21 protein-coding genes are annotated in these 23299 nt (G+C 72.4%); 8 read left to right on the forward strand and 13 right to left on the reverse strand.

Features of this window, described 5'->3' with window-relative positions; all coding sequences use genetic code 11:
• Positions 1-82: 82 nt before the first annotated feature.
• The 6 genes from ACFV6E_RS31615 to ACFV6E_RS31640 all read right to left on the reverse strand — a co-directional run bounded on the left by ACFV6E_RS31615 (position 83) and on the right by ACFV6E_RS31640 (position 5973).
• Positions 83-838: an esterase/lipase family protein gene (locus tag ACFV6E_RS31615; protein ID WP_385466273.1), complete on the reverse strand. Its 756-nt coding sequence runs from the start codon at positions 836-838 to the stop codon at positions 83-85.
• A gap of 166 nt (positions 839-1004) precedes the next feature.
• Positions 1005-1166: a hypothetical protein gene (locus ACFV6E_RS31620; RefSeq protein WP_385172250.1), complete on the reverse strand. Its 162-nt coding sequence runs from the start codon at positions 1164-1166 to the stop codon at positions 1005-1007.
• Positions 1167-1914: 748 nt separating this feature from the next.
• Complete coding sequence (locus ACFV6E_RS31625) at positions 1915-2784, reverse strand: endo alpha-1,4 polygalactosaminidase (protein ID WP_385466276.1); 870 nt, start codon at positions 2782-2784, stop codon at positions 1915-1917.
• A 246-nt stretch (positions 2785-3030) separates the two neighbouring features.
• Entirely contained in the window at positions 3031-4587 is a 1557-nt protein-coding gene (locus tag ACFV6E_RS31630) for a PH domain-containing protein (protein ID WP_385466279.1), read from the reverse strand.
• A 184-nt stretch (positions 4588-4771) separates the two neighbouring features.
• Positions 4772-5230, reverse strand: a complete 459-nt coding sequence (locus ACFV6E_RS31635) for an FCD domain-containing protein (RefSeq protein WP_385466282.1) — start codon at positions 5228-5230, stop codon at positions 4772-4774.
• 101 nt (positions 5231-5331) lie between these two features.
• Complete coding sequence (locus ACFV6E_RS31640; RefSeq protein WP_385172261.1) at positions 5332-5973, reverse strand: MBL fold metallo-hydrolase; 642 nt, start codon at positions 5971-5973, stop codon at positions 5332-5334.
• A gap of 92 nt (positions 5974-6065) precedes the next feature.
• Here ACFV6E_RS31640 and ACFV6E_RS31645 point away from each other — a divergent pair, with 92 nt between their 5' ends.
• Positions 6066-6527 carry a MarR family winged helix-turn-helix transcriptional regulator gene (locus ACFV6E_RS31645; RefSeq protein WP_385466285.1) on the forward strand — a complete coding sequence of 154 codons (462 nt, stop codon included), beginning with the start codon at positions 6066-6068 and terminating at the stop codon, positions 6525-6527.
• A gap of 13 nt (positions 6528-6540) precedes the next feature.
• On the opposite strand, the gene ACFV6E_RS31650 is transcribed toward ACFV6E_RS31645, so the two are convergent.
• Positions 6541-7773 carry an MFS transporter gene (locus ACFV6E_RS31650; RefSeq protein ID WP_385172267.1) on the reverse strand — a complete coding sequence of 411 codons (1233 nt, stop codon included), beginning with the start codon at positions 7771-7773 and terminating at the stop codon, positions 6541-6543.
• Between the two features lie 347 nt (positions 7774-8120).
• Positions 8121-9182, reverse strand: coding sequence for a hypothetical protein (locus ACFV6E_RS31655; RefSeq protein WP_385172270.1), 1062 nt, complete (start codon positions 9180-9182; stop codon positions 8121-8123).
• Positions 9183-9394: 212 nt separating this feature from the next.
• Between ACFV6E_RS31655 and ACFV6E_RS31660 the strand changes: the two genes are divergently transcribed.
• The gene (locus ACFV6E_RS31660) at positions 9395-10747 is read left to right on the forward strand and encodes a cytochrome P450 (RefSeq protein WP_385466288.1); all 1353 of its coding nucleotides are present in this window, start codon (positions 9395-9397) and stop codon (positions 10745-10747) included.
• On the opposite strand, the gene ACFV6E_RS31665 is transcribed toward ACFV6E_RS31660, so the two are convergent.
• On the reverse strand, positions 10737-11645 hold the full coding sequence (locus tag ACFV6E_RS31665) for an NAD(P)-dependent oxidoreductase (protein ID WP_385172277.1): 909 nt from the start codon (positions 11643-11645) through the stop codon (positions 10737-10739). The two genes, ACFV6E_RS31660 and ACFV6E_RS31665, sit on opposite strands and share 11 nt — an antisense overlap.
• Before the next feature lie 108 nt (positions 11646-11753).
• On the opposite strand from ACFV6E_RS31665, the gene ACFV6E_RS31670 reads away from it, so the two are divergent.
• Entirely contained in the window at positions 11754-12347 is a 594-nt protein-coding gene (locus ACFV6E_RS31670) for a TetR/AcrR family transcriptional regulator (RefSeq protein WP_385172280.1), read from the forward strand.
• Between the two features lie 39 nt (positions 12348-12386).
• Here the strand turns inward: ACFV6E_RS31670 and ACFV6E_RS31675 are convergent, their stop codons facing one another.
• The 3 genes from ACFV6E_RS31675 to ACFV6E_RS31685 all read right to left on the reverse strand — a co-directional run bounded on the left by ACFV6E_RS31675 (position 12387) and on the right by ACFV6E_RS31685 (position 14972).
• On the reverse strand, positions 12387-13904 hold the full coding sequence (locus tag ACFV6E_RS31675; RefSeq protein ID WP_385172282.1) for an MFS transporter: 1518 nt from the start codon (positions 13902-13904) through the stop codon (positions 12387-12389).
• Between the two features lie 152 nt (positions 13905-14056).
• A complete protein-coding gene (locus tag ACFV6E_RS31680; RefSeq protein ID WP_385172285.1) occupies positions 14057-14464 on the reverse strand; it encodes a YciI family protein in 408 nt (135 codons plus the stop codon).
• A 145-nt stretch (positions 14465-14609) separates the two neighbouring features.
• Positions 14610-14972 (reverse strand): DoxX family protein, encoded by a 363-nt coding sequence (locus ACFV6E_RS31685; protein WP_385466291.1) that lies wholly within the window; start codon positions 14970-14972, stop codon positions 14610-14612.
• 80 nt (positions 14973-15052) lie between these two features.
• Here ACFV6E_RS31685 and ACFV6E_RS31690 point away from each other — a divergent pair, with 80 nt between their 5' ends.
• A complete protein-coding gene (locus tag ACFV6E_RS31690; protein WP_385466294.1) occupies positions 15053-15904 on the forward strand; it encodes a LysR family transcriptional regulator in 852 nt (283 codons plus the stop codon).
• A 274-nt stretch (positions 15905-16178) separates the two neighbouring features.
• On the opposite strand, the gene ACFV6E_RS31695 is transcribed toward ACFV6E_RS31690, so the two are convergent.
• On the reverse strand, positions 16179-18182 hold the full coding sequence (locus ACFV6E_RS31695; RefSeq protein WP_385466297.1) for a DUF4832 domain-containing protein: 2004 nt from the start codon (positions 18180-18182) through the stop codon (positions 16179-16181).
• 187 nt (positions 18183-18369) lie between these two features.
• Here ACFV6E_RS31695 and ACFV6E_RS31700 point away from each other — a divergent pair, with 187 nt between their 5' ends.
• The 4 genes from ACFV6E_RS31700 (at position 18370) to ACFV6E_RS31715 (ending at position 23295) form a co-directional block, all read left to right on the forward strand.
• Positions 18370-19323 carry a carbohydrate ABC transporter permease gene (locus ACFV6E_RS31700; RefSeq protein ID WP_385172297.1) on the forward strand — a complete coding sequence of 318 codons (954 nt, stop codon included), beginning with the start codon at positions 18370-18372 and terminating at the stop codon, positions 19321-19323.
• Between the two features lie 12 nt (positions 19324-19335).
• Positions 19336-20244 carry a carbohydrate ABC transporter permease gene (locus tag ACFV6E_RS31705; protein ID WP_385172299.1) on the forward strand — a complete coding sequence of 303 codons (909 nt, stop codon included), beginning with the start codon at positions 19336-19338 and terminating at the stop codon, positions 20242-20244.
• A 109-nt stretch (positions 20245-20353) separates the two neighbouring features.
• Complete coding sequence (locus ACFV6E_RS31710; RefSeq protein ID WP_385172302.1) at positions 20354-21703, forward strand: ABC transporter substrate-binding protein; 1350 nt, start codon at positions 20354-20356, stop codon at positions 21701-21703.
• A 92-nt stretch (positions 21704-21795) separates the two neighbouring features.
• Positions 21796-23295, forward strand: a complete 1500-nt coding sequence (locus tag ACFV6E_RS31715; protein WP_385172304.1) for a glycoside hydrolase family 36 protein — start codon at positions 21796-21798, stop codon at positions 23293-23295.
• The last annotated feature ends 4 nt before the right edge of the window (positions 23296-23299 follow it).

The following is a 23299-nucleotide window of genomic DNA, read 5'->3' on the forward strand; positions in this document are numbered from 1 at the left end:
CGGCAGCACCATGCGGCTGCCGGGGCGGGGCGCCCGTCGTGCGTGGTCCCGAACGTCCTGCTGTGCCGGTGTGCCAGGTCGCTCAGGAGGCGACGAAGCGGGCGATCTGGCCGAGCACGACGGTGTCGGTCAGGTAGCCGATGTGGGTCTGGCAGACCACGTTGTTGTTGGTCGCGCCGTCCAGTCGCGTGCTGGTGTACGGGATGATGATGCCGTCGCACGCCGAGTACCAGGTGGCGTACTTGGTGTCGCCCGGCGTCTCGTCACCGGCGGAGATCTGCGAGATGAACGAGGAGCCCGGGTACATCTGCTGGCAGGTCGTGTAGATCAGACAGGCGCCGGCGTAGGTGGTGCCGTGGTTGGCTCCCGCGATCGAGGCGAGGTGGCTGACGCTGGTGTTCCCGCCCAGCACCTTCAGGTAGTACTGGCTGACGAGGCCGCCCATCGAGTGGTTGACGATGGCCACCTTGCTCGCGCCGGTCCGTGCTTTGACGGTGTTGACGTAGGTGGCGAGGCCCTGCGCGTTGGTGATGTTGTTGCCGTAGGAGTTGTACTCGTAGGCGAACAGGTTCGAGCTGGACCAGCCGCTGGCGCGGAAGACGCTCATGGCGGTGACCCAGTTGGAGGCGTTGCCGGTGTAGCCGTGGACGAAGACGACCGGGGTGCTGGTGGACAGTGTGCGCGCGGCGGTGTCGGCCGACCGCGTGGTGGCGGTGGCGGTGCCGGTGGTGTCGGCGGCGCCTGCCGTGGGAGCGGCGGCGAAGAGTGTGAACGCGGTCGCGGTGGCCGCGAGTACGCCGAGGAGCCGGCGCGGAGAACGGCGACGGGTGGTGCCCATGGAGCCCTCCTGACGGGGGATGCGGGTGCCTGGCCCGACCAGAGTCGTGGGCCGGGACGCGGACGCCATCGGCTAAATCACCGGTGAACGGGGGGAGTCGGGGGCGCGTCGCATCACGGGCACCAGGTGGTGCAACCCCGCACGCGGGTGTCCCGCGGCAGCCGCGTCACTCGCCCCGCACCTGTTCGTGCGACGTCTGCGCGACACGGGCCACGATCGAGAGCGCTCCGGCGGGCGGCTGGAACGGCGCAGGGACCGCGATCTCGACCGGCGCGACCACGGCGCTCGCGTCGCCCTGCCGCCCTGCCGCCGTGCCGTGCTCGACCACACCCGCGGCCTCGTACCGCGCCCGGCGCCTGCGAGGGGAACCACAAGCTGCCGGGGGGCCGACGACGGTGCGGACGGAGTGGGGGTCGGTGCGGGCGGGAGGGGCCGCAGCCGGCGCGGGTGGGACCGGGCCGGCGCGGGTGGGACCGGGCCGGCGCGGGTGGGACCGGGCCGGCGTGGGCGGTACGGGAGTCGGTACGGGTGGATCGGTGGTCGGTGCGAGCGGGTGGGGCGGAGTTGGCGCGGATGGGGCCGGGGTCGGGGCGGGTCAAACGGGGGTCGGTGCGGGCGGGAGGGGCCGCAGCCGGCGCGGGCGGGGCCGGGCCGGTGTGGGCGGGGCCGGGTCGGTGTGGGAGGGGCCGGGACGGTGTGGGAGGGGCCGGGACGGTGTGGGCGGTACGGGAGTCGGTACGGGTGGGGCGGGTCGGCGTCGGCGGTTCCGGAGTCGGCGACGCTCGCCACGGACCGAGGCCGGGTGACGCCGTACACAGCCGTCTTTGCCCGCATCGACGGTCCACTGGCAGGCTCCGGACATGCCTCTCCGCATGCCTCCCCCACGCTTCCCCGCACGCCTCGCGCCAAGCAAGCGAGGACGCCGCCTCGGACGACGCCCTGATCGCGGAGGCCGCGAAGACGGCCGTCGCGGCGCTCCGTTGAGCGACCGTTTCGGCGCTCCCCCGCCCGACCGCGGCCGGACCGAGGACCTCACCGACCCGGAGGCGATGCCATGACCGGCCCGCCGACGGGGCCTACAGGTCGTCGCAGGTCTCGCGAAGATAGCCCGAGTCGCCCTCCGGTACGAGGTCGAGGTCGCGGCGGACGATGCTGATGTCGTCGCCCCAGCCGTCGCAGGCCCGCCGCAGCCCGCGCTCGGTGTACTCGATCACCATGACGTGGTCGCCGAACGCGTCGACGTAGCCACCGCACTCGTCGTACGCGCCGCACTCCTCGACCACCGCGAAGTCCAGGCCCACCCTCTTGCGGGCGGGGGCCAGGTCGACGGTGTTCTTCTGGCCGATGGCCAGGCCCTTCTCGTGGGCGTGGTCGGCGAGCAGGGTGAGGAACGCCTTCGCGTCGTCCGCGCCGAGCAGGCCGTCCGGGACCCGTGTGTAGCTGTCGTAGTTGTCCGGGTCGACCGCCTGGAAGCCCTTGGACGCGCACTGGTCGATCCAGCCGTCCACCTTCTCCGCGATCCGCTCGCGCTTGCCGGCGGTGCTGATGTCCAGGATCGCCTCGCCCCAGTCCTCGTCCATCACGACGTCGCCGCTGTCGTCGTGCAGCAGCAGGTCGGAGTCCCAGTCCTGCTCCGCGTCCGGCTGGGCCTGGAAGGCGTTGACGTAGCAGATGTTGTAGACGCCGGACGCGGGCGACGCCGTGTGATCACGGGTGACGATCCCCACGCCGTCCGGCGGGGAGGAGGGGCCGCCGAGCTGGTAGTCGAAACCGGCGTGCACCGGCGGAAGCGTGACCTTCCCCGTACTGCTCGCGCTGCTCGTGCCGCCCGCGTCCCGGGTGCCGTCGGAGCTGTCGCCCGAACAGGCCGTGAGGAAGGAGGCGAGGGCGGCCGACACCGCGAGCAGCGCCGCGGACCGGCGGGCGGGCAAGCTGTTGTTGCGCATGACTGACGTGCTCCGTATGAGGGGACACGACCCCGCCTCGGACGCGAGCGGTCCTGGCGACTCGGTCCGGACTCGGGGCGTGAGGGCCTGCCGTCGCATCCCCCTCGGGCGGCGAAGGGCGTTCGACGACAGGCTCCGGGCCGCTCCACCGGCTGGGCATGTCTCTTGGCCGACGGCTCACCGGCAGCCGCCGTCGACGCTAAACGATCAGAAAACCGCACGTCAAACCGGGTGCCCCCACGGCGCTCACTGCTCGCCGGTGCCGCTGTTCGCGAGTGGCCTCGCCGTGCCCAGCTCGCGCAGGACGCGGGTCAGGTCGGCGGGGGCGGCCGCGAGACGGACCGGGGTACCGGCGTCGTCCAGTTCGGCGACGTGCCAGCTCCGCGGGACGGTGTCGCCGTCGCTGCCCCGGACGCGCCGCACGTCCCCGACGGTGAGCCGCTCCACCGGTATCCGCTTCGCCGCGAACCGGCCCGGACCGTGGTGCGGAGTCACCGCGGGCCCCTCGCCCCCGAGGACGATGTGCGTACCGAAGAGGTTCGGGTTGTACTCGGTGGCGTCCAGGAACCGCGCGGGGACGAACACCTCGCCGTCGACGGGCTCCCGGTCCTCCTCCGCCGCCGCGGTGTCGTCGGGCGTACGGACCCGGGTGGCACGCCAGGCCGCCGCGAACAGGGCGAGCGAGGCCAGTGCGCCCAGGGCCGCCCAGGTGACCGTCGCCGCGGAGGTGAACAGGGTGGTGGGGTGGAGGTAGCACAGCGGCAGCAGCCACAGAGCCGTACCGGCCAGCGCGCCCGCGAACGGCAGGGGCGAGGGCAGGATCTCGTCGGCGGGCAGCCGCCGCCCGCGCCGGTGCATCAGCAGCAGGGCACCGGCGTAACCCGCCCCGAGGACGCACACCGCCGCCGCGACGGCCACCTCACCGCCGCTGGTGAAGTGCTCGCGCCACACGTAGTGGTCCCCGGTGATCACCGTCACCCGGTGCCGCCACACGGTCAGTTCGACCTCGTCGCCCGCCTCGAAGTTCCGGGCCGCCTCCTCGGAGACCCCGATCCGCTCCTGCGGCCGGGCGTCGGCGAAGTACACCCAGCTCTGCTTCTTCCCGGACTGGGCGTCGGTCCGCGCGATCACGGCCTCCCGCGTGGTCAGGCACTCGGCGCGCTCGGCGGCGGGCGTCCGCGCGGTGCAGGAGACGGCCGCCCGCCACTCCCGCTGCTCGGCCTCCGCGGCCGGCACGAACCACGCGGCCAGACCGGCCCCGGCGAGCAGCAACGCGCACATCACCAGCGGGAGCAGCGCACTGTGCCCGGCGGAGCGGTACGACACCACGGGGACGTGGTCCGAGGCCGGGGTCCCGAAGCGGCGGTGCAGCGCCCGCAGCGCACCCAGCCGCGCGTCGAACTCCGCCCGGTCCTTGGGCGAGGTGCTGTACGGCAGGGGAAGGCGCCGTCCGCGCCCGTCGTTCAGCAGCACGGTGACACGGCGGTACACCTGGCCGTGGCGCCCGTACTGGACGTACACCTGAAGGTCGGCGACGTCGCCCCACGGCACGCTCCGGGCGCGCAGCAGGGTCCGGGTGTGCAGCCCGTACGCGTCTGCGCGCACCCGCGCGGTCACCGAGTACAGGCACACCAGCCCCGCAACCGCGGCCGCGAGGCCGATGAACACCCCCACGTCCAGGACGCCGCTCCCGTACGCCACACGCACCGCGGCCAGCCCCGCCCCGGCCGCTCCCAGTGCGCTGACGAACCACAGGGCACGCTTCCGGACAGGGCCGTACGTCACTTCCCCCACATCGCTCATGTGCCGCATCGTGTCACCGGCGAAGCCGCGCACACCTGTGCAGGGTGCGGCAGTGTTGCGGGCCCGCACACTGCCTGCTCGTCACGGCCCCGCCACCGCTGACATACGTCCTCGGCACCGCTTGCCTGACCACCGCCACCGCCACCGCCGCCACCGCCGCCGCCGTCACCGCGCAGCGCTGGTGTCACGGGCTCCGCTGGGCCCGCGGTGGCTGACCGGTGCCCGCGACCTGGGCGCGGAACGCCGGGTGGATGCGGCGGTAGCGGGCCACGGCCGCCTCGCGTTCGCCTGCCGTGAGGTGGGCGAGTACGTCGGCGTAGCCCTGGCGCCACACGCGCCAGGTCCCGTCGTCCGGGACGAGGAACAGGATGCGCTGGTAGCGGCTGACGACCAGGTCGATGTGGGTGAGCAGTTCCCGGTTGCCGGCGGGCGCGATGAGCTCCCGGCTAAAAGCGGCCCCGGTCAGCGCCGCGGTGGTGAGGTCGCCCGCCTCGTAGGCGCGCGTGTGCCGGTCCAGCAGGTCGCGCAGTACGGCGATGCCCTCGTCGGTCACGTGCGGCACGCTCCAGGCCACCCCGGCGCAGGTCAGCAGCTCCATGACGGTGATCAGTTCGAGCGCGTCGTGCGGCGAGAGCGTCGTCACGACCCGGCGGCGGTTGGGCGAGATGTCGATGTAGCCCTCCGCCCCGAGCTGGGTGACCGCCTCCCGGACCGGGGTGCCGGTTCTCGCGCGGGCCAGGTACCTCAGTCGATGCGGGCCGTCTCGCCCGAGGTCAGACGGTGGTAGCGCGCCTTGACGCCCGGGCCCTGGTCGCCCAGGAAGCCGCCGACCATCGCGGTGCCGATGTCGTTGAGCGCGCCGTCGTGCACGGCGTAGGCGTCCCGCGGGGCGACCTCGCGGACGTAGTCGATCAGGTGGCCGACGGTGGACCACGGGGCGTGCACCGGGAGCAGCAGCGTGCTGACGGCGGCGTCGGGGACGGTCAGCGCGTCCCCGGGATGGAAGAGGCCACCGTCGATCAGGAATCCGATGTTGGCGACGCGCGGGATGTCCGGGTGGATGACCGCGTGCCAGGTGCCGTGGACCCGTACGTCGAAGCCGGCCGCGGTGAACGCCTCGCCCTCGCCGACGGCGGTGACCCGGGTGCCGAGGCCGTCGAGCCGCCCGGCGACGGCGGAGTTGGTCCAGATGTGCAGGCCCGGGTTGTCCTCGGCCGCCCGGCGCAGCGTCTCCTCCGAGAAGTGGTCGAAGTGTTCGTGGGTGACCAGGACCGCGTCCGCGCCGTCCAGCGCATGCGGTTCGGTCAGGCCGCCCGGGTCGACGACCAGGCGGCGGCCGTCCTTCTCGACCCGGACGCAGGCGTGGCCGAACTTGGTGAGCTCCATGGTGGGCATCCTCCCGATCGCTGAAGTATGTAACTCAACTGTACAACTAAACTGTACAGCTACGTTTCAGTAAGCCGGATAGGATGGACCCTATGGACGACGAGGACGCGCGCGGCGAGGGCGAGGCCCACGGGCAGGCGCTGGCCGAGGACCTGCGCCAGACGATCGGGGAACTGGTCCGCGCGGTGCGCGCCGTGGACACCATGCCTCCGGGGGAGGCGGCCGTCCTCGGCTTCCTCGACCGCGGCGGCCCCCTCACCACGGCCGACCTCGCGCAGCGGCGTCACGTGACGCACCAGTCGGCCGCCAAGTCGGTGAAGGAACTCGTCAGCGGCGGCCTGGTGCGCACCGAGCCGCACCCTGGCGACGGCCGCAAACTCCTGCTGCACATCACCGACGCCGGCCGCGCCCGCCTCGACCGCGAACGTGCCCAGCGCACCGGCGCCCTCGAAGCCGCCCTGCACGACGAGTTCGACGCCGAGGAGCGGCGGCGACTGCGCGACGGCGTGGCCCTGCTGTCCCGCCTGACGGCGCGGCTGACCGGCGGTACGTGAGCGGCCGGCGTCCTCAGCCACTCACGGGCGCATCCTGGGTGCCGCCCGACAGGCGCCGCTCCAGCGGCCGGATCACCACGCTCGCGGTCAGCGCCAGACAGCCCACGGCCACCCATGGCAGCACCAGGTGCACGCCGTACAGGACCCCGAACAGGCCGGGGGTCACCATGTCCGCCGTCGCGAACGAGTACTGGAACGCCGCCAGACAGGTCCCCCGCGCCCGTTCCGGTGCCGCCTCGGCGGACAGCGCGTTCGAGGCCGGGCCGTGCAGCATCTCCGCCACCGCCCACAGCAGCATCACCAGCGCCAGAAAGCCGACCAGCCAACCGCCCGGCGGCAGCAGCACGGCCAGCGCCGCGGCCGCGCACCAGACCGCCCACACCCGCCCGCCCCAGGCCATCGCGCCGCCCCGGGAGGTGTGCCGCCGGGAGCGGCGGGTGACCTCGGCCGTGCAGGTGGCCACGACCGCCGTGGTGATCGTGAGGAACACGCCGACCGCCCAGCCCGGCGCGTCCAGCCCCCGGGTCACGTAGACCGGCACCGCCACCGCGAGGAACACCGTGCAGATGTTGAACAGCACGTTGACACCGATCAGCGCCAGATAGGGCCGGTTGCGCAGCAACTGCCGTACGCCGTGCGGGGACTGACCGTCGGCCTCGCCCGCGGGCCGCGGCGCGCCGCGGACGAACAGTCCGACGGCCGCCGCGGCGAGGACGAAGGAGAGCGCGTCCGCGAGGACCATGCCCCGGTACGCCTGCTGCGAGGCGAGTGCGAGCAGGCCGCCCGCCAGCACCGTGCCGGCGCCGGTACCGGCCGCCCGGATCATGCCCGCCCGGGCGAACCACTGGTCCTTGGCGTCCCCGTCCGCCTGCTCGGCGATCAGCGCGAAGACCGACGACCAGTAGATGCGCAGCCCGGCCGCCTCGGCCAGCGCCGCCAGGAAGAGCGACACCGGACCGGACACCCCCAGGTACAGGAAGAACCCGGCGGCCTGCACCAACTGCCCCGTGATCACCACGGGCCGCGGTCCCGCGCGGTCCACGATCCGGCCGACGAGCAGCGGCAGCGGGAGCGAGCAGGCCATGGCCGCGGTCAGCAGCAGGCCGACACCGCCCTCCGACAGGTCGGTGACGGCGAGGAAGTAGACCATGGACAGCGGGAGGTAGAGCCCGGTGCCGACGGCGTCGACGGCCAGTGCCACCGGGATCGCCCACACGGCGCCGTCACGGGCCCCTGGCCGCCTCACGACGCGCCGGACGCGGCGCGGACCGCCGTGCCGGTGTGCCGCGCCTGCCGCCGCGGGACGTTCCGCCGGACCTTTCTCGGTGACACGGGGTGGGCCTCGTTCCTGTCCGACGGCTGCGACTTCTGACGAAGTCGCAGCAGACAACGGATCGACGGCGGTGTCCAGCGAATTACCGGCGCCGCTCGGCGGACCGTCGGCGGCGTCGGGCGGACCGTCGGCGGCGTTCGGTGGAGCGACGGCGGTGCTCAGCGAACAGCCCGGCCGCGCTCAGCCGACTGCCCCCAGCGCTCAGGCGAATCGGCGGCGCTCAGTGAACTGTCGGCGGCGCCCAGCGAACCGACGGCGCTCTAATCCCCGCCACCGCCGTCGCCCCCACCGTCCCCGCCGCCGTCTCCGCCCCCGCCATCGCCGCCGTCCCCGCCGTCCGAGCCCCAGCCGTCGCCGCCGCCGGACTCGTTGTCGTCGCTGCCGCTGCCGAGGTTGCTGAACCAAGGGCGGTCCCACCACTCGTCCACGGCGATCGGCTCGCCCCCGTTCGACGGCCGCCGCTCCGCCCTGAACCGTGCCGAGCCCGTCGTGTCCCCGAGCCCGAAGGCGACGGCGAAGAGCTGGGCCATGACGGCGTCCAGCGGGTCGGGGCTCTCGTACCGCACGGGGGACAGCGGCAGCAGCACCGAGTCCGGATCGGGCGCGGACCGGCGCGGGGGACGTGCCAGCAGGGCGACGCGCCGGCCCCCGCGCAGCAGCCACGAACTCGCCGCGTTCTCACGGCGCAGCGTCCACTGCTGACCGTCGACGACCACCTCGACCGAGCTCTTGGACTTGCGCAGCTTCTTCTTGAGGGTGAGCTGCGCCCGGACCTCGCCGACGGTGAGGTGAAGACCCTGGGACGGCCCCGCGGTGTCCTGGTAGAAGCCGTGCGGCGCGCGGATCCGTACGACGGGAGCGTGCGGGCCCCAGACGTCGGCGCGGACCAGGCGCCGGTCGACGGCGACGGTGACCGGACCGGCGGGCCCCGGCGCGAACCGCCGCGCCATCCACAGCGGTACGTCCTCGGCCCGCGCGCGGGCCGCCAGCGCCGCCACCTGCTCGGGCCCGCCGCACCGGCGGACGCTCAACTCGCCCAGCGCGCGGGCGAATTCGGTGGCCTGCCGCACTCTGACCGGTTTGGTGGTGCCCGTGACACGGGTGACCGGGACGACTCCGGGACCCTCCGCCAGGCGGTCCAGGGGGCGTTCCGCCCCGCCGCCCCCGAGCCAGTACGCCCGCAGGTACGCCTCGGCCATGGCGCCGGTGTTCAGCTCGTCGAGCGGAGTGACACCGATGCCCCTGCGCAGGCACGTCTCGGTCAACTCCACGGTCCGCGCCAGCGGATTCCACGACCGCTCCCCATAGAGCACCTGGTTCACGACAACCCCCGTATTCACGTGACTCGGCAGGGCCCACCTTCGCACAGGAGCGGCACGCGGACGATCACCTGTTCCGCAACTGTCGCGCCGTCACGACGTGTTGTGATTCCCGTACAGTCCGTGGCGGCAGGTGGTCCTGCCGGAAGCCGAGCCCGGCGGCCGGCCAGGTGCCAGGTGAGGGAACAGGCAAGGAACAGGGAGAGGCCAGAGACATGGACATCGAAGCGGGTAGCGGCTCCCACGCGTACGCGGCCGAGCGGGGGGAGCCGGTTCCGGCGCCGCCCCCGGTCCCCGAGGCGGAGCCCTCGCTCGTGGCCCGATGGCGTGCGGAAGGGGGCGAACTGGTCGAGCTGCTGACCCGGGTGCGTGAGCGGACCGGCGGTCTCGCGGCATTCCGTCTCGGACCCGCCCCCACCGTCCTCGTCACCGATCCGCAGGCGGTGCAGCACGTGCTCGCCCGGCACCCGGACCGCTACGTCAAGCGCTCGCACCGCGCCCGGCTGCTGATCGGGGACGGCGTCCTGGCTGCCACCGGCACCGCGTGGAAGCGTCAACGGCGCCTGCTGCAAGCCCAGTTCACCGGTACGGGGATGCGCCGCCACGAACAGCGGATCACCGCCGCCGCCGAAACCACCGCCGGGCGCTGGGCGGACCACGCCCGTACCGGGCGGACCCTCGACGTCGCCGGGGAGATGCGCCGGTTCGCGCTGGACGCCATCTGGCGCTCGCTCACCGGGCACCCCCTCGACGACGGGACCGAGCGCGAACTCGCCGCCGTCGCGGCCGTGGCGACCGCCCTGCCGACGCTGCCCGCCGACGTCGGCGACGCCCGGGCGGCCGTCGCCGCGGAGCTCGCGCGGATCGACGCGGTCGCCCGGCACGCCATCGAGGCCGCCCGCACCGGGGCGGCGGGGCCCGACGGCCCCGGGTTGCTGCACGTCCTGCTCGACGCCGCCGCCGAACATTCCGAGTACACCGACCGGTTGATCCGCGACGAACTGGTCACCCTGCTCACGGCCGGGCACGAGACCACCGCCACCACGCTCACCTGGCTGTACCTGCTGCTCGACCGGAACCCCGGCGCCCGCGAACAGGCCCTCGCCGCCGGGGGAGCGGGCTCGGCCGAGCGACGGCAGGCCGTCCAGGCCCTGGTCCACGAGACGCTGCGGCTCTACCCGTCCGCCTGGCTGCTGCCCCGCCACGCCACCGAGGACGACACCCTCGCCGGTCACACCGTCGCGGCCGGTACGGACATCCTGGTCTGCCCCTACCTCACGCACCGCGACCCCGCGCTGTGGCCCGACCCGGAGCGCTTCGACCCGCGGCGCTTCCTGGCCCCGGACGGCCGGCCCGCGCACCCCGGCGCCTACCTCCCCTTCGGCATCGGCCCCCGCGCCTGCCTGGGCCTGCAATTCGCGCTCCGCGAGACGACGGTCCTGCTCGAACGCCTGCTGCCGCACTACACGTTGGCCTTCTCCGCCGTCCCCACGGGCACGGAGTACGGCATCACCGTCCGCCCCGCCGGCCCCGCCCTCGCCGTCCTGAACCCGGCGGCTAAGCCCTGACCTCCGGCTTCTCCTTCGCCTCCTGTTCCTGCTGCATGAGCTCCACCAGGCTGGAGAAGCTGTCCGCCGCGTGGCCGTCCGCCATGCCGCGCCGGAAGAGACCGGCGACCGCGGCCGGCAGCGAGGTGTCCACGCCGGAGCCGGCGTTGGTGTGCAGGACGTGCTCGACACTGGCCGTGCCCATGGCCAGGCGGTCCACGTCACCGGCATGGTTCCCGGCGTCGATGCGCCCGGCGTAGAAGGCGAAGAAGCCGGGCAGCGAGTTCGCCGTGTCGGTGGCGTGCGGCAGGATGTCGGCCGCGGTGAGGCCGTTCGCGCGGGCGAGGGCGACGGCCTGCCAGAAGCTCAGCATGGACGTCCAGAACATGACCATGCCCAACTGGTAGAAGAGCGCGGCCAGCCCCGGGTCCGTACCCCGGTGGTCGGCCCGCCCCGTCACCACTTCGAGCAGGGACCGGTGCTCGTCGAACACCTCGCGCGGGCCGCTGTAGAAGGTGAGCGACGCGGGCTGCCCGACGCCGGACGGCGGCACGGTGATGCCGCCGGTGAGGTGCACGGCGCCCCGCTCGGCCGCCCAGCGGGCGGCTTCACGGGCCCGCTCCGGGGTGTCCGAGCTGAGGTTGACCAGGACGCGGCCGGTCAGCGCGGACGCGGCGGGCTCCAGTACGTCGTACACCGCCGCGTAGTCGGTGAGGCTCAGGATCACCACCTCGTTCGCGGTCAGGGCCTCGCGCACGCCCGGTGCGAGCACCGCGCCGCGGGCCACGAGGCCGTCCGCGCGGGACGCGGTGCGGTTCCACAGGGTGACCGCGTACCCGCGGTCCAGGAAGGCCGCGGCCATCGCCCGGCCCATGGGACCGAGCCCGATGACGGTGACCGACCGCTTGGTGCTGCTCATACGGATACCTCCGGAGGGCTGAAACGAACGCTCTATTGGGAGCGGTGGCGGTAACGTATCACGCGTCTAGAACGAACGCTCTACTCAATGGCCGGGTACGGTGACCCCATGCAGACCAGCACCCGGGACCGGATCGTCGTCACCGCAGCGCGCCTCCTCCAGCGGCAGGGCTACACCGGGACGGGGATCAAGCAGATCGCCCAGGAGGCACAGGCGACCCTCGGCTCCGTCTACCACTTCTTCCCGGGCGGCAAGGAAGCCGTCGCCGTGGCCGCGATCACGCACAGCGGCCGGGAGTTCGCGGCGCTGCTCGGGAAGATGCTGGACAGCGAGGAGGACCCGGCCGACGCGGTGCACGCCTGCGCCGGGCGACTGGCGACGGAACTGCGTGCCTCGGGCTGGGTCGACGGCTGTCCCGTCACGGCGGCGGCCCTGGAGACCCTGGGCACCGACTCGGAGATCCAGCGGGTGTGCGCGCAGGCGCTGCGCGGCTGGGAGACGCTGGTCCAGGACAAGCTGGAGCACGGCGGCTTCCCCGCCGACACCGCACGGGAACTGGCGACCACCGTCATCAGCACCCTGGAAGGCGCCGAAGTCACCGCCCAGGTCTCCCGCAGCGAGGAGCCGCTGCGCGCGGCGGGCCGCCAGCTCGCCCGGCTGATCCGCTCGTACGGGGTGACGGGCGGCTCCGCGGCGTCTTGACGGAGCCCGTCGGCTTTTCTGCGAACCGTCGGGGTGCGGTCAGGTCTGGCGGGCGTGCAGCGGGCTGTTGGCGTCCTCCTCGGGGCACTTCCGCCGCGGCCGGTGCGCGGGCCGGTCACGGCGCCAGTCGTAGGTCGCGAGGGCGAGGGACGCGGCCATGCCGAGCAGGGCGGCGCCCAGCGCGGTGACGAGGGCGCCTCGGTAGTCGTCGCTCCGGCCGAGCACCAGGTAGAACAGGCCGGGCAGGGCGGCGGTGCCCACCGCGGCACCGAGCCGCTGACCGGTCTGGAGGGCACCGCCCGCCGCCCCCGCCATGCGTACCGGCACGTCCCGCAGCGTCATCGTGATATTGGGAGAGACCACGAAACCGCCGCCGATGCCGCCGATGAACAGCAGCGGGGCGGCGAGCCAGGGGCCGACGTCGAGCGGTGTGAAGCGGAGCAGCAGCGCGGTGCCGCCCATGCCGATGATGACGCCCGTGAGACCGCACACGGTGAGCAGGCGCCCGAACCGGTCCACCAGCCGCCCGGACACCACGGCCGCGCTCGCCGACCCGATGGCGAAGGGGGTCACGGCGAGGCCGGACTTCAGCGGCGAGAAGTGAAGACCGTGCTGGTAGAAGAGGGCGAAGACCAGCCAGACGCCGCTGAAGCCGATGAAGTACAGCGTGCCCACCCCGGCGCCGACGGCGTAGCCCCGCACGGTTGTGAACAGGCGCGGGTCGAGCAGCGGCTGGGCACCCCGGGCGACGAGCCGGAACTGCCGGCGGGTGAAGGCGGCGAGGATCGCGGCACCCACGAAGAACAGCCACCACAGCCGGCCGATGCCGCCGGATTCCGCCTGGACCAGCGGATACATGACGGCGAGGACACCGAGTCCGAGCAGCGCCACGCCCGGCAGGTCCACATGGCCCCGGCCGGACTGCCCGGTGCGCGGCAGCAGCCGGCGGCCGAGCAGCACGGCGAGGATGCCGATGGGGACGTTGACGTAGAAGATCCACCGCCAGCCCTGGTCGCCGGAGGCCAGGGCGAGGATCGCGCCGCCGGTGATGGGCCCCGCGGCGGAGGAGATGCCGACGGTCGCGCCGAAGAAGCCGAAGGCGCGACCGCGTTCGGCGCCGCGGAACATCTGCTGGATGAGGGCGGAGTTCTGCGGCGCCATGAAACCGGCCGCCAGGCCCTGGGCGAGCCGGGCCGCCACCAGGAGCGTGATGTCGGGGGCCGCGCCGCAGGCCGCGCTGAAGATCACGAAGCAGCTCAGGGCCAGCAGGAAGATACGGCGCCGGTCCAGGGCGTCGCCGAGCCGGCCCGCGGTGACGAGGGCGAGCGCGAAGGCGAGGGCGTATCCGGACACCACCCACTGCACCTGGGCGGGGGAGGCGTGCAGATCGCGCTGGACGGTGGGCAGCGCCACCGCCACGATCGTCACGTCCAGCAGACTCATGAAGCCCGCCACCAGAGTGACCCACAGGGCCCGCCACCGGTGCGGGTCCGGTTCGTACCCGTCCCCCTGGGCGCCCGGGTTCCGGCCGTCCGCCCCTGACGTCGACGCAGTCACATGGGCTCCTCTCACCAGGGCTCAGCCCGGGCGGAACAAGTTCCCTCAACCGGCACGAGCACACACACCGCGAACGTACCCGGGACGTACACGCCCCGGCCCGGCGGGCGGGCGAGCCGCCGGGCCGGGCCGGTCACATGCGGTGGGCGGGGTCAGTCGGTGATGGTGGGCGGGGCGGTGAGGAACGGGCGCAGCTCGATCCACTCCTGGATCGGCTTCCCGCCGACGCCGGGCGCGGCCGACAGCTCTCCGGCGAGCTGGACGGCGCGCTCGTGGCTGTCGACGTCGATCACCATCCACCCGGCGATGAGGTCCTTGGTCTCGGCGAACGGGCCGTCGGTGACGGGCGGGCGGCCCTCGCCGTCGTAGCGGACCCAGGTGCCCTCGGCCGCGAGCCCCTGCGCGTCCACGAACTCGCCGCTCGTCTCCAGCCGGGCGGCGAAGTCCTGCATGAACCGGATGTGGTCGGACACCTCCTGGGGAGTCCACTGGTCCATGGGGGTGCAGTCGGCCGGGTCGGGGGCGCCGCGGTAGTGCTTGAGCAGCAGGTACTTGGCCATGGTGGTGGTTCTCCTCGGGACGGGTGCGGCCCGTTGCGGCCGCATTCGTCCCGGGGACGGAGCCCGTCGGCCGTTCTCGACACCGCCCTGCGAAGTTCTCCGAAGTAAACCGCCGGCCACCGCCGGGCGCCCGCCCCGTACGGGGTCACAGCCAGGTCGTCGCCAGCCAGGCCGTCGCGGCCCCGGCGGCGATGAGCACGAGGTTGAGGGCGACGCGGCGGTCGCCGAGGCGGAGGTGCACCCCGGTCGCGGCGATCTGGAGGACCACGAAGCCGACGGCCGCCGCCAGGGCCGGCCAGGCGGCGATGCCGGTCAGCGGCGGGAGGACCAGTCCGGCCGCCCCGAGCACCTCGACCAGCCCGATGGCTCTGACGGCCGGCATCGGCACGCTGTCCACCCAGGCCATCATCGGCCGGAGCCGGTCCCGGCCGCGGACCACCTTCACCCCGCCTCCGTAGAGGTAGAAGAGGGCGAGGGCACCGGCGACGATCCAGTAAGCGATGTTCACCCGCCCATCGCACCGCCGGGCCACCGCGGCTGTCCAAGACCTCTTGCGGAACGTCGATACCGTAAGGGTATCGTCGCAGCATGGAGCTACGTACGCTGCGCTATTTCGTGGCCGTCGCCGAGGAACTCCACTTCGGCCGGGCCGCCGTGCGGCTGCACATGAGCCAGCCGCCGCTGAGCCGGGCGATCAGGCAGCTGGAGGCGGAGCTCGGCGCCGCGCTCTTCGAGCGTTCTCCCGCCGGCGTCGCGCTCACCGAGGCGGGGGCCGTGCTGCTCGACGAGGCGCGCGGTCTGCTCGACCACGCCGACCAGGTACGCGTACGCGCGGCAGCCGCGGCCGGCGCCGCGACGCTCACCGTCGCGCTGCTCGGCGACAGTACCGATCCGGACGCGACCCGGCTGGCCGGTGCCTACCACCGGCTCCACCCGGACGTCGGGGTCCGGGTCCGCGAGACCGACCTGACCGACCCCACCTGCGGGCTGCACGCCGGAGCGGTCGACGTCGCCCTGACCCGCGGACCGTTCGACGGGACCGGCCTGACCGTGCGCGAACTGCGCGCCGATCCGGTGGGGGCGCTGCTGCGTGCCGACGATCCGCTGGCCCGGCGGGGCAGCCTGGAACTGGCCGACCTGGCGGACCGCGTGTGGTTCCGCTTCCCCGACGGCACCGATCCGCGCTGGCAGTCGTACTGGCACGGTGGCGAGCGGCGCGAAGGCCCGGTGGTGCGCACCGTCCAGGAGTGCCGGCAGGCCGTCCTCTGGAACGGCACGGTCGGCATGACCCTGCTCGGCCATGCGCCGGGGGACGGGCTCACCGTGGTCCCGCTGCTCGACATGGAACCGAGCCGTGTGGTGGCGGCGTGGCACGAGGGCGACACGAACCCCCTGGTGCACACGTTCGTCCGGATGGCGACCGAGGTGTACCGGAGGTGAGCCGGTCGCCGTCGAGGGCGAGGTCGCCGAGCGGGCCGAGCCCGTTGAACAGGACGATCTGTACGTGCATGGAGGGGCTTCCTTTCCGGCCGCGTGCTCTTCCGGAACGCTGAGCAACGGTCGCAGCGGGAAGGAGTGGCATGCCTGATGCCGGCCGACGATCTTCGCCACCCGTACCAACCGTGATGTGGCCGATGGCGGCGATGACGGTGATGGCCGCGACGGCGGGGCCGAAGTGATACGTCCCGGCCCCGCCGCTTCCCGCCGTCTCCCCTCAGCTCACGGTGATCCGGTCGATGTCGGGTGCCCAGTCGGAGGGGTTGGTGAAGGTGATGCTGTTCGCCGTGCCGGCGTTCAGGGGCAGGCTCACCGTGGCCGTCCCCGGTGTCGTCCAGTCGGCGGTGGGGGCGAAGGTGACGGTCCGTGGTGTGCCGCCGTTGACGCGGACGGTGGCCGAGCGGGCGACGGCCGTGGCGTAGTGCACGGTCACCGACCTGGTGCCGCCGGTGCCGCCGTCGACACCGTTGAAGGTCAGTGCGGCGCCGTTGCCGAGGTAGCCGACCTTCGCGCCGCCGGAGCAGGAAGCGCAGTCGGCGGTCACCGCGGTCCCGGTGAGGGTGTTGCCGGAGGCCTCCGCCTCGTAGCTCTTCGCCGTGGTGGAGCCTGAGCCGACGGACATGGCGCCGAGGTCGAGCCAGCCGTCGCTGTTCTGCCCGGAGTTGGCGAAGCGCAGCTTCTTGGCGGCGGCGCTGATGTCGTCCAGCGGGTTCTTGGCCTTCATGACGAGCCGGTATTCACCGGTGGTGACACCGGAGAGGTCGACCGTCGTGTCGAAGTACTGGGGATAGCCGTAGTCGAGGTAGGTGGGGTCGGAGCCCACGCCCCAGTCGGGGAAGGCGCGGATCTTCGACGGCATGACCTTGCGCAGGTCCCACGGGGTGGCCCAGGACTTGACGACCTTGCCGGAGGAATCCTGGAGGCCGAGGCTGACCGTCCAGGGGTAGTAGAACGGGGCGACGCCGTCGTTGCTGATGCGTACCCCGACGGTGGTGGTTCCCTGTGCGGTGTCGTGGAAGTAGGCGTTGTCGACGCTGAGGTCGTAGCCCATGAGCCGGACCGCGGCCGCCACGTTCGGGTCGCTGGAGGAGTAGCCGGCGCTGCCCTCGTTGATTTTCCAGGTGGTGTGCTCGAGTTCGACGCAGGCCTTGCTGTTGTCCACGGCGCCCGAGCCGCCGGGCCAGTTCGCGAAGGCGGTGGACTGGATCTCCGGGCGGACCTCACCGCCCATGGAGGCGGTGGTCCACCGGTTCTCCACGCCGCGGTCGAGGGCCTTCTGCAACTGGGACCAGGACGCGCCGCCCATGGACACGGGCAGGGTCAGACCCGCCAGGGGACTGCCCTCGCGGTAGCAGAACGAGTCGTCGTGGAAGCCGACGGCGGGCAGGCCGTCGGCGGCGCCGCCGCCCGACTCGGGGTACCTGACTTCGAGCTTGGTGTGCGTGAAGGCGCTGTCGTACGCCCGGATGATCTCGGCGCCGTGGGCGTCGGTGGGCATGTAGTTCGGGTACGAGTCGCCCGAGGTGTCGGTGTCGTAGGGCCAGGTGTGCCACTCGCCCCACAGGCCGATCAGGCCCATGTGGATGAAGCCGATGCGGGGGTCGCCGTCGTAGCGGGCGCCGAACGCGGCGATGAAGTCCTCGAGCGCGTCCAGCAGGTACGGGCTGTCGTAGTCGGGGCTGGTGGTGTTCCAGTAGGCGTTGGTCCGGTTGGCGACGTGCCCGGCGAAGCACGCGGGGATCGCGTTCGCGGGGTGGCTGCCGCTGCCGCCCGGATACTCCGGGTAGAACCGGACGGCGGCCTGGTTGCCGTATGAAGCGGTCTCGTCGAGGGCGCTGTCCAGGACGTCCCAGTCGTAGTCGCCGCAGTCCGAGGCGTTCTTCATGACCTCGGACAGACCGAAGTAGCTCCAGGTCAGTGAGTGCGGGTAGCCCGTGTTCTGGTCCGTGCCCGGCTGGTAGAAGCGGGCGAAACCCTTGAGCGGGTTGTCCAGCGGCGCGTCGGCGCGGGCGAGGGTGTGGACCGGGAGCGAGGGGTCGGGGTCCGGGCCGGGCGCGGGCCGTGCGGGCGCGCCCTGCGCCGCGGCGGCCGAGGCGCCGGTCGAGCCGGCGGCCGGGGCGGCCTGGGCGGTGCCGGGCAGCACCGCCACGGCGAGGGCGAGGGCCGCGGAACAGAGCGCGGCGAGCACTTCTCTGCCGCGTCGGCGTGCGAAGGTGCGCATCCTGTCAACCTCCGTGAGGTGTGGGGGAGCCGTCGGCCGGGTGGCGCCCTGGCGGCTGTCCAGGACCGGCGTTCTGCTGAGCTTTCTTATGCGTCAGCGTTGACAAAGTTTCGCTGTTGCTCATCAATATGTGTCCACGGTGCCCCACTGGCAAGAGGTGCGGCACAGATCTCTTCGGAGGGGAACCATGGGCGCGAACACCGCAGTTGCGCCACCGCACCGGAGCGTCGGCGCACGCCCGGACGAAGCCCCCGCCCCGGGCAGACGGCGCCGGCCCCGTGACGACCGCAGGGCGGCCTGGCTGTTCCTGGTGCCGGCGCTGGCGGGCTTCGCGCTCTTCTACGCGTATCCGACCGTCCGCGGCATCTACTACTCGCTCACCGACTACAACCTGCTCACCTCGCCGGCCTTCACCGGAGCGGACAACTACCGGCAGCTCATCGGCGACGACCAGTTCTGGAACGCGCTGAAGGTCACCGGCTACTACGTGCTGCTGAACATCGGCTCGCAGACCCTGCTGGGCCTGGTGCTGGCCACGCTCATGCACCGGCTGACCCGCTCGGTGGCGCTGCGCGCGATGCTGCTCGTGCCCTGGCTGGTGCCCAACGTCACCGTCGGCCTGCTGTGGATGTGGCTGCTCGACGCCAACCTCGGCCTCGTCAACCACGTACTGAACGCCCTCGGCCTCGGCACCACCGGCTTCTTCACCTCGCCCGACTGGGCCATGCCGACCGTCGCCGCCGTCAACACCTGGGCATACACCGGCTACACGGCCCTGCTGCTGTACGCCGGGATGCTCCAGGTACCGCAGCACCTCTACGAGAGCGCCTCCCTGGACGGCGCGGGCGAGTGGCGCATGTTCACCAGAATCACGCTGCCGCTGCTGCGGCCGGTCCTCGCCCTGGTCCTCGTGGTGTCACTGATCGGCTCGTTCCAGATCTTCGACACGATCGCGGTGACCACCAAGGGCGGACCCGTCAGCGCCACCCGGGTCATCTACTTCTACATCTACGAACAGGCCTTCACGAACTTCCACATGGGCTACGCCTCTGCCGTGGCCGTCGTCCTCGCGGTGATCCTCGGCGTGCTGACCGCAGTGCAGATGCGCCTGCTGCGCGCGTCCCGTTCGGACCTGGCCTAGAGGAGGCAGACCATGAGGAAGCAGAGCACGATCCGCATCCGCCGTACCAGGGTCTCGCCGGGCCGGATCGCCGCGTGGGCGCTGCTCGCCGTCGCGCTGGCCCTGACCGTCTTCCCGTTCTACTGGATGGTCCGCACCGCCCTGACCCCGGCGGCCGACATCTACTCCGACTCCACCGGGCTCGTCCCGCAGCACCCCACGATGATCAACTTCATGCGGGTGCTCGGGCTGACCAGCCAGGAGGAGGCCCGCGCCGCCGGCGGCTCGGGCGCCCAGGTCGACTTCCTGCGCTACCTGCTCAACTCCGTCGTCTACAGCGGGCTGATCGCCGTCCTGCAAACGCTGTTCTGCGCCATGGCCGGCTACGCCTTCGCCCGGCTGCGCTTCCCCGGCCGGGACGCCGTCTTCGGTGTGCTGATCGCCGCGCTCATGGTGCCGCCGATCTTCACCGTGCTGCCCAACTTCGTGCTGGTGAAGAACCTCGGCTGGCTGAACACCTTCGCCGGGATGGTCGCGCCCAGCGTGCTGATGACGCCGTTCGCGGTGTTCTTCCTGCGCCAGTTCTTCCTGTCCGTTCCGCGTGAGGTGGAGGAGGCGGCCGTCCTCGACGGCGTCGGCGCCTGGGGCATCTTCTGGCGGGTCGTGATGCCCATGACCCGCGGCCCGCTCATCACCATCGGGCTCACCACCACCGTATGGGCCTGGAAGGACTACCTGTGGCCGCTGCTGACCGGCCGCGAGGAGCAGACCCGGGTGCTCACCGTCGCGCTCGGCATCTTCCAGCAGCAGTCGCCCAACACCCAGCCCGACTGGACCGGTCTGATGGCCGGTTCGGCCCTGTCGGTGCTGCCCGTCCTGGTGCTGCTCATCGTGCTCGGCCGACGCCTGGTCGAGTCCCTCAACTTCACCGGCATCAAGTGACCACCCGTCACCGGCATGAAGTGACCGCCCGTCACCGGCACCGAGTGACGACCCCTGCACCGGCATCGAGAACCCCGCACCCCCGTACCAGCCCGAAAGGCCCTTCGTGATGAGTCACAAGTACCGGCGCGCCGGCGCGGCCCTGCTGTGCCTGGCCGCCACGTCCACCCTCGTCTCCTGCGGCGGCTCCGGCAGCGGTGCGGCCGGCGGCACGACCATCGACTACTGGCTGTGGGACGACAAGCAGATCCCCGCCTACCAGGAGTGCGCGGACGCCTTCCACCAGGCCAACCCCGACATCACCGTGAAGATCACCCAGACCGCCTGGACCCAGTACTGGCAGAACCTCACCACCCAGCTCACCTCCGGTGAGGCCCCCGACGTCTGGACGAACCAGAGCTCCTACTACCCCCAGTTCGCCACCACGGGCCAACTCCTCGACCTCCAGCCCTACGTGGACCGGGACAAGGTCGACGTGTCCGCCTACCAGTCCGGGCTCGCCGACGTATGGGTCAAGGACGGCAAGCGCTACGGACTGCCGAAGGACTGGGACACCATGGCGGTCGTCTACAACACCGCCATGCTGAAGAAGCAGGGCGTGGACACCGCCCAGCTCGACGACCTGACCTGGGACCCCGACGACGGCGGCACCCTGGAGAAGACGATCGCCAAGGCCACCGTCGACACCGAGGGGCGCAACGGCCTCGACCCGGACTTCGACAAGGACCACGTCAAGACGTACGGATTCCTGCCCGAGTGGGCCGACGGCGCCCAGGGCCAGAACGGCTGGGGCAACCTCGCCGCCGCCAACGGCTTCACCTACCTCGACAAGAACCCGTGGGGCACGCACTACCAGTACGACGCGCCCGAACTCGCCGACACCATCGCCTGGTACAAGCACCTGATCGACCAGGGCTACGCGCCCCGCTTCGACAAGCAGTCGACCGTCGCCAACTCCGAACTGCTCGCCGCGGGCAAGGGCGCCATGACCATCGCGGGCTCCTTCGCCATCTCCACCTACACCGACACCAAGCTGAAGCAGAAGTTCGCCTTCGCCCCGCTGCCGACCGGCCCCGAAGGGCGCAAGAGCGCCGTCAACGGGCTGTCGGACGCCATCTGGGCCGGGAGCGAGCACAAGGACGAGGCATGGAAGTGGGTCGAGTACCTGGCCTCCGCCGACTGCCAGGACCGCGTCGCCGAGCAGGCCGTCGTCTTCCCCGCGCTGAAGAGCGCGACGAAGAAGGCGCTCGCCGCACACGAGGCCAAGGGCCACGACGTACATGTCTTCACCGACGCCGTGGCCGCGAAGGACGGCACCTTCCTGCTGCCGGTCACCGAGCACGGCACCGAGATCGGCCCCGTCGTCCAGGACGCCATCCAGTCGGTGATCCTCGGCAAGGCCCAGCCCGAGGCAGCCCTGAAGTCGGCGAACGACAAGGTGAACGCCCTCTTCAAGTAGGGCCCGCCACACCGGGCTCCCGCGGCCGGCCGCTTCGGCCGGCCGGCACTCCCGGACGTTTTTCCCACAGCACGCACTACGCAAGGAGATACATGGCCCAGCTCGTGGACCTCGGCGGGCGCACGTTCGCCCTCGGGCTCGAAGGCGACGCCCCGCCGCAGCCCACCGACGGCGGACTGCTGCTGCCGCCCGGCCGGGTGGCCCTGCTGCACGGCCTCGGCGACGCGCTCTTCTACCGGCACGGACACAACTCCTGGAGCCCCTGCGGCTGGCGCCGCCTGTCCGACGCACCCCTGCGCATCGAGAGCCCCGAACGCCGCCTCACCGCCGACGACACCGTGTGGGACGACCCCGCCCGGCACCACTCCTCGGCCGTCGCCGCCCTCCAGGGCGCCGACGGACAGGTACTGCTGCTCGGCGCGCTCGGCCTCGACGTCCCGCGCCTCACGGCCGACCGGGACACCCTCGCCGGGTGGTGCGAACGCGACGGAGCCCCCTGGTTCCTCGCCTACGGCGACGAGCAGGAGGTCTTCGCCGCCTACGCGCGGCAGCTCGCCCCCCGCATCGGCCGCAGCGACAAGCGGGCCGGCAACGTGTGGTGCAGCTGGTACGCGTACTACGAGAACATCACCGAGCAGCAGCTCACCAAGGACATCACCGCCCTGCGCGGCCTGCCCTTCGACGTCGTCCAGGTCGACGACGGCTGGGAGGAACAGGTGGGGGACTGGGAGCCCAACGCCAAGTTCCCCTCCGGGATGCGGGCCCTGGCCGACCGGATCACGGACGCGGGACTCCGTCCCGGCCTGTGGATCGCCCCGTTCATCCTCCTGCCCACCTCCCGCACCGCCCGTGAACGGCCGGAACTGCTGCTGCGCGACGCCGACGGCGAGCCGGTGACCGCGGGCCACAACTGGGGCACCGGCTACTGGGCGCTCGACCTCACCCTGCCCGCGGCGCAGGAGTATGTGCGGGAGCTGATCCACCGGGTCGTCCACGAGTGGGGCTTCACCTATCTCAAGCTCGACTTCGTGCAGGGCGGCACGGCGCCCGGTGTCCGGTCGGCGGACGTGGGGCGTGAGGAGGCGTACCGGACCGGACTGCGGATCATCCGCGAGGCGGCGGGCCCGGACGCCTACCTGCTCGGCAGCGGCGCACCGCTGCTGCCCTCCCTCGGGCTGGTCGACGGCATCCGCAGCGGCCCCGACGTCGCACCGCTGTGGGAGCACTACGCCACCCAGGACCCGTCCGACGCCCTGGCCCGCAACGCCGTCGTGAACGCCCTGCACCGGCTGTGGCAGACGCCGCTGCTCGAAGTCGACCCGGACGTCGTCTACTTCCGCAGCCGTCTCAACCTGCTGACCGAACAGCAGCAGCGGTGGCTGCGCGACCTCGCCGACATCTGCGGCTTCCGCGCCGTCTCCGACCCGCCGGGCTGGCTGCATCCCGACGAACTGGAGGCGATGACCGGGTACCTGGCCGTACGCCCCGAGGTCCGCAGGCTCGGCCGCTACCGGTTCGCGCTCGACGGCCGGGAGGTCGACTTCACGCCGGCGGTCCACCCGGAGACGGAGCAGCGGTACCCGATCACCTGACCTG

The organism is Streptomyces sp. NPDC059785, from assembly GCF_042732375.1.
Lineage (GTDB): Bacteria > Actinomycetota > Actinomycetes > Streptomycetales > Streptomycetaceae > Streptomyces.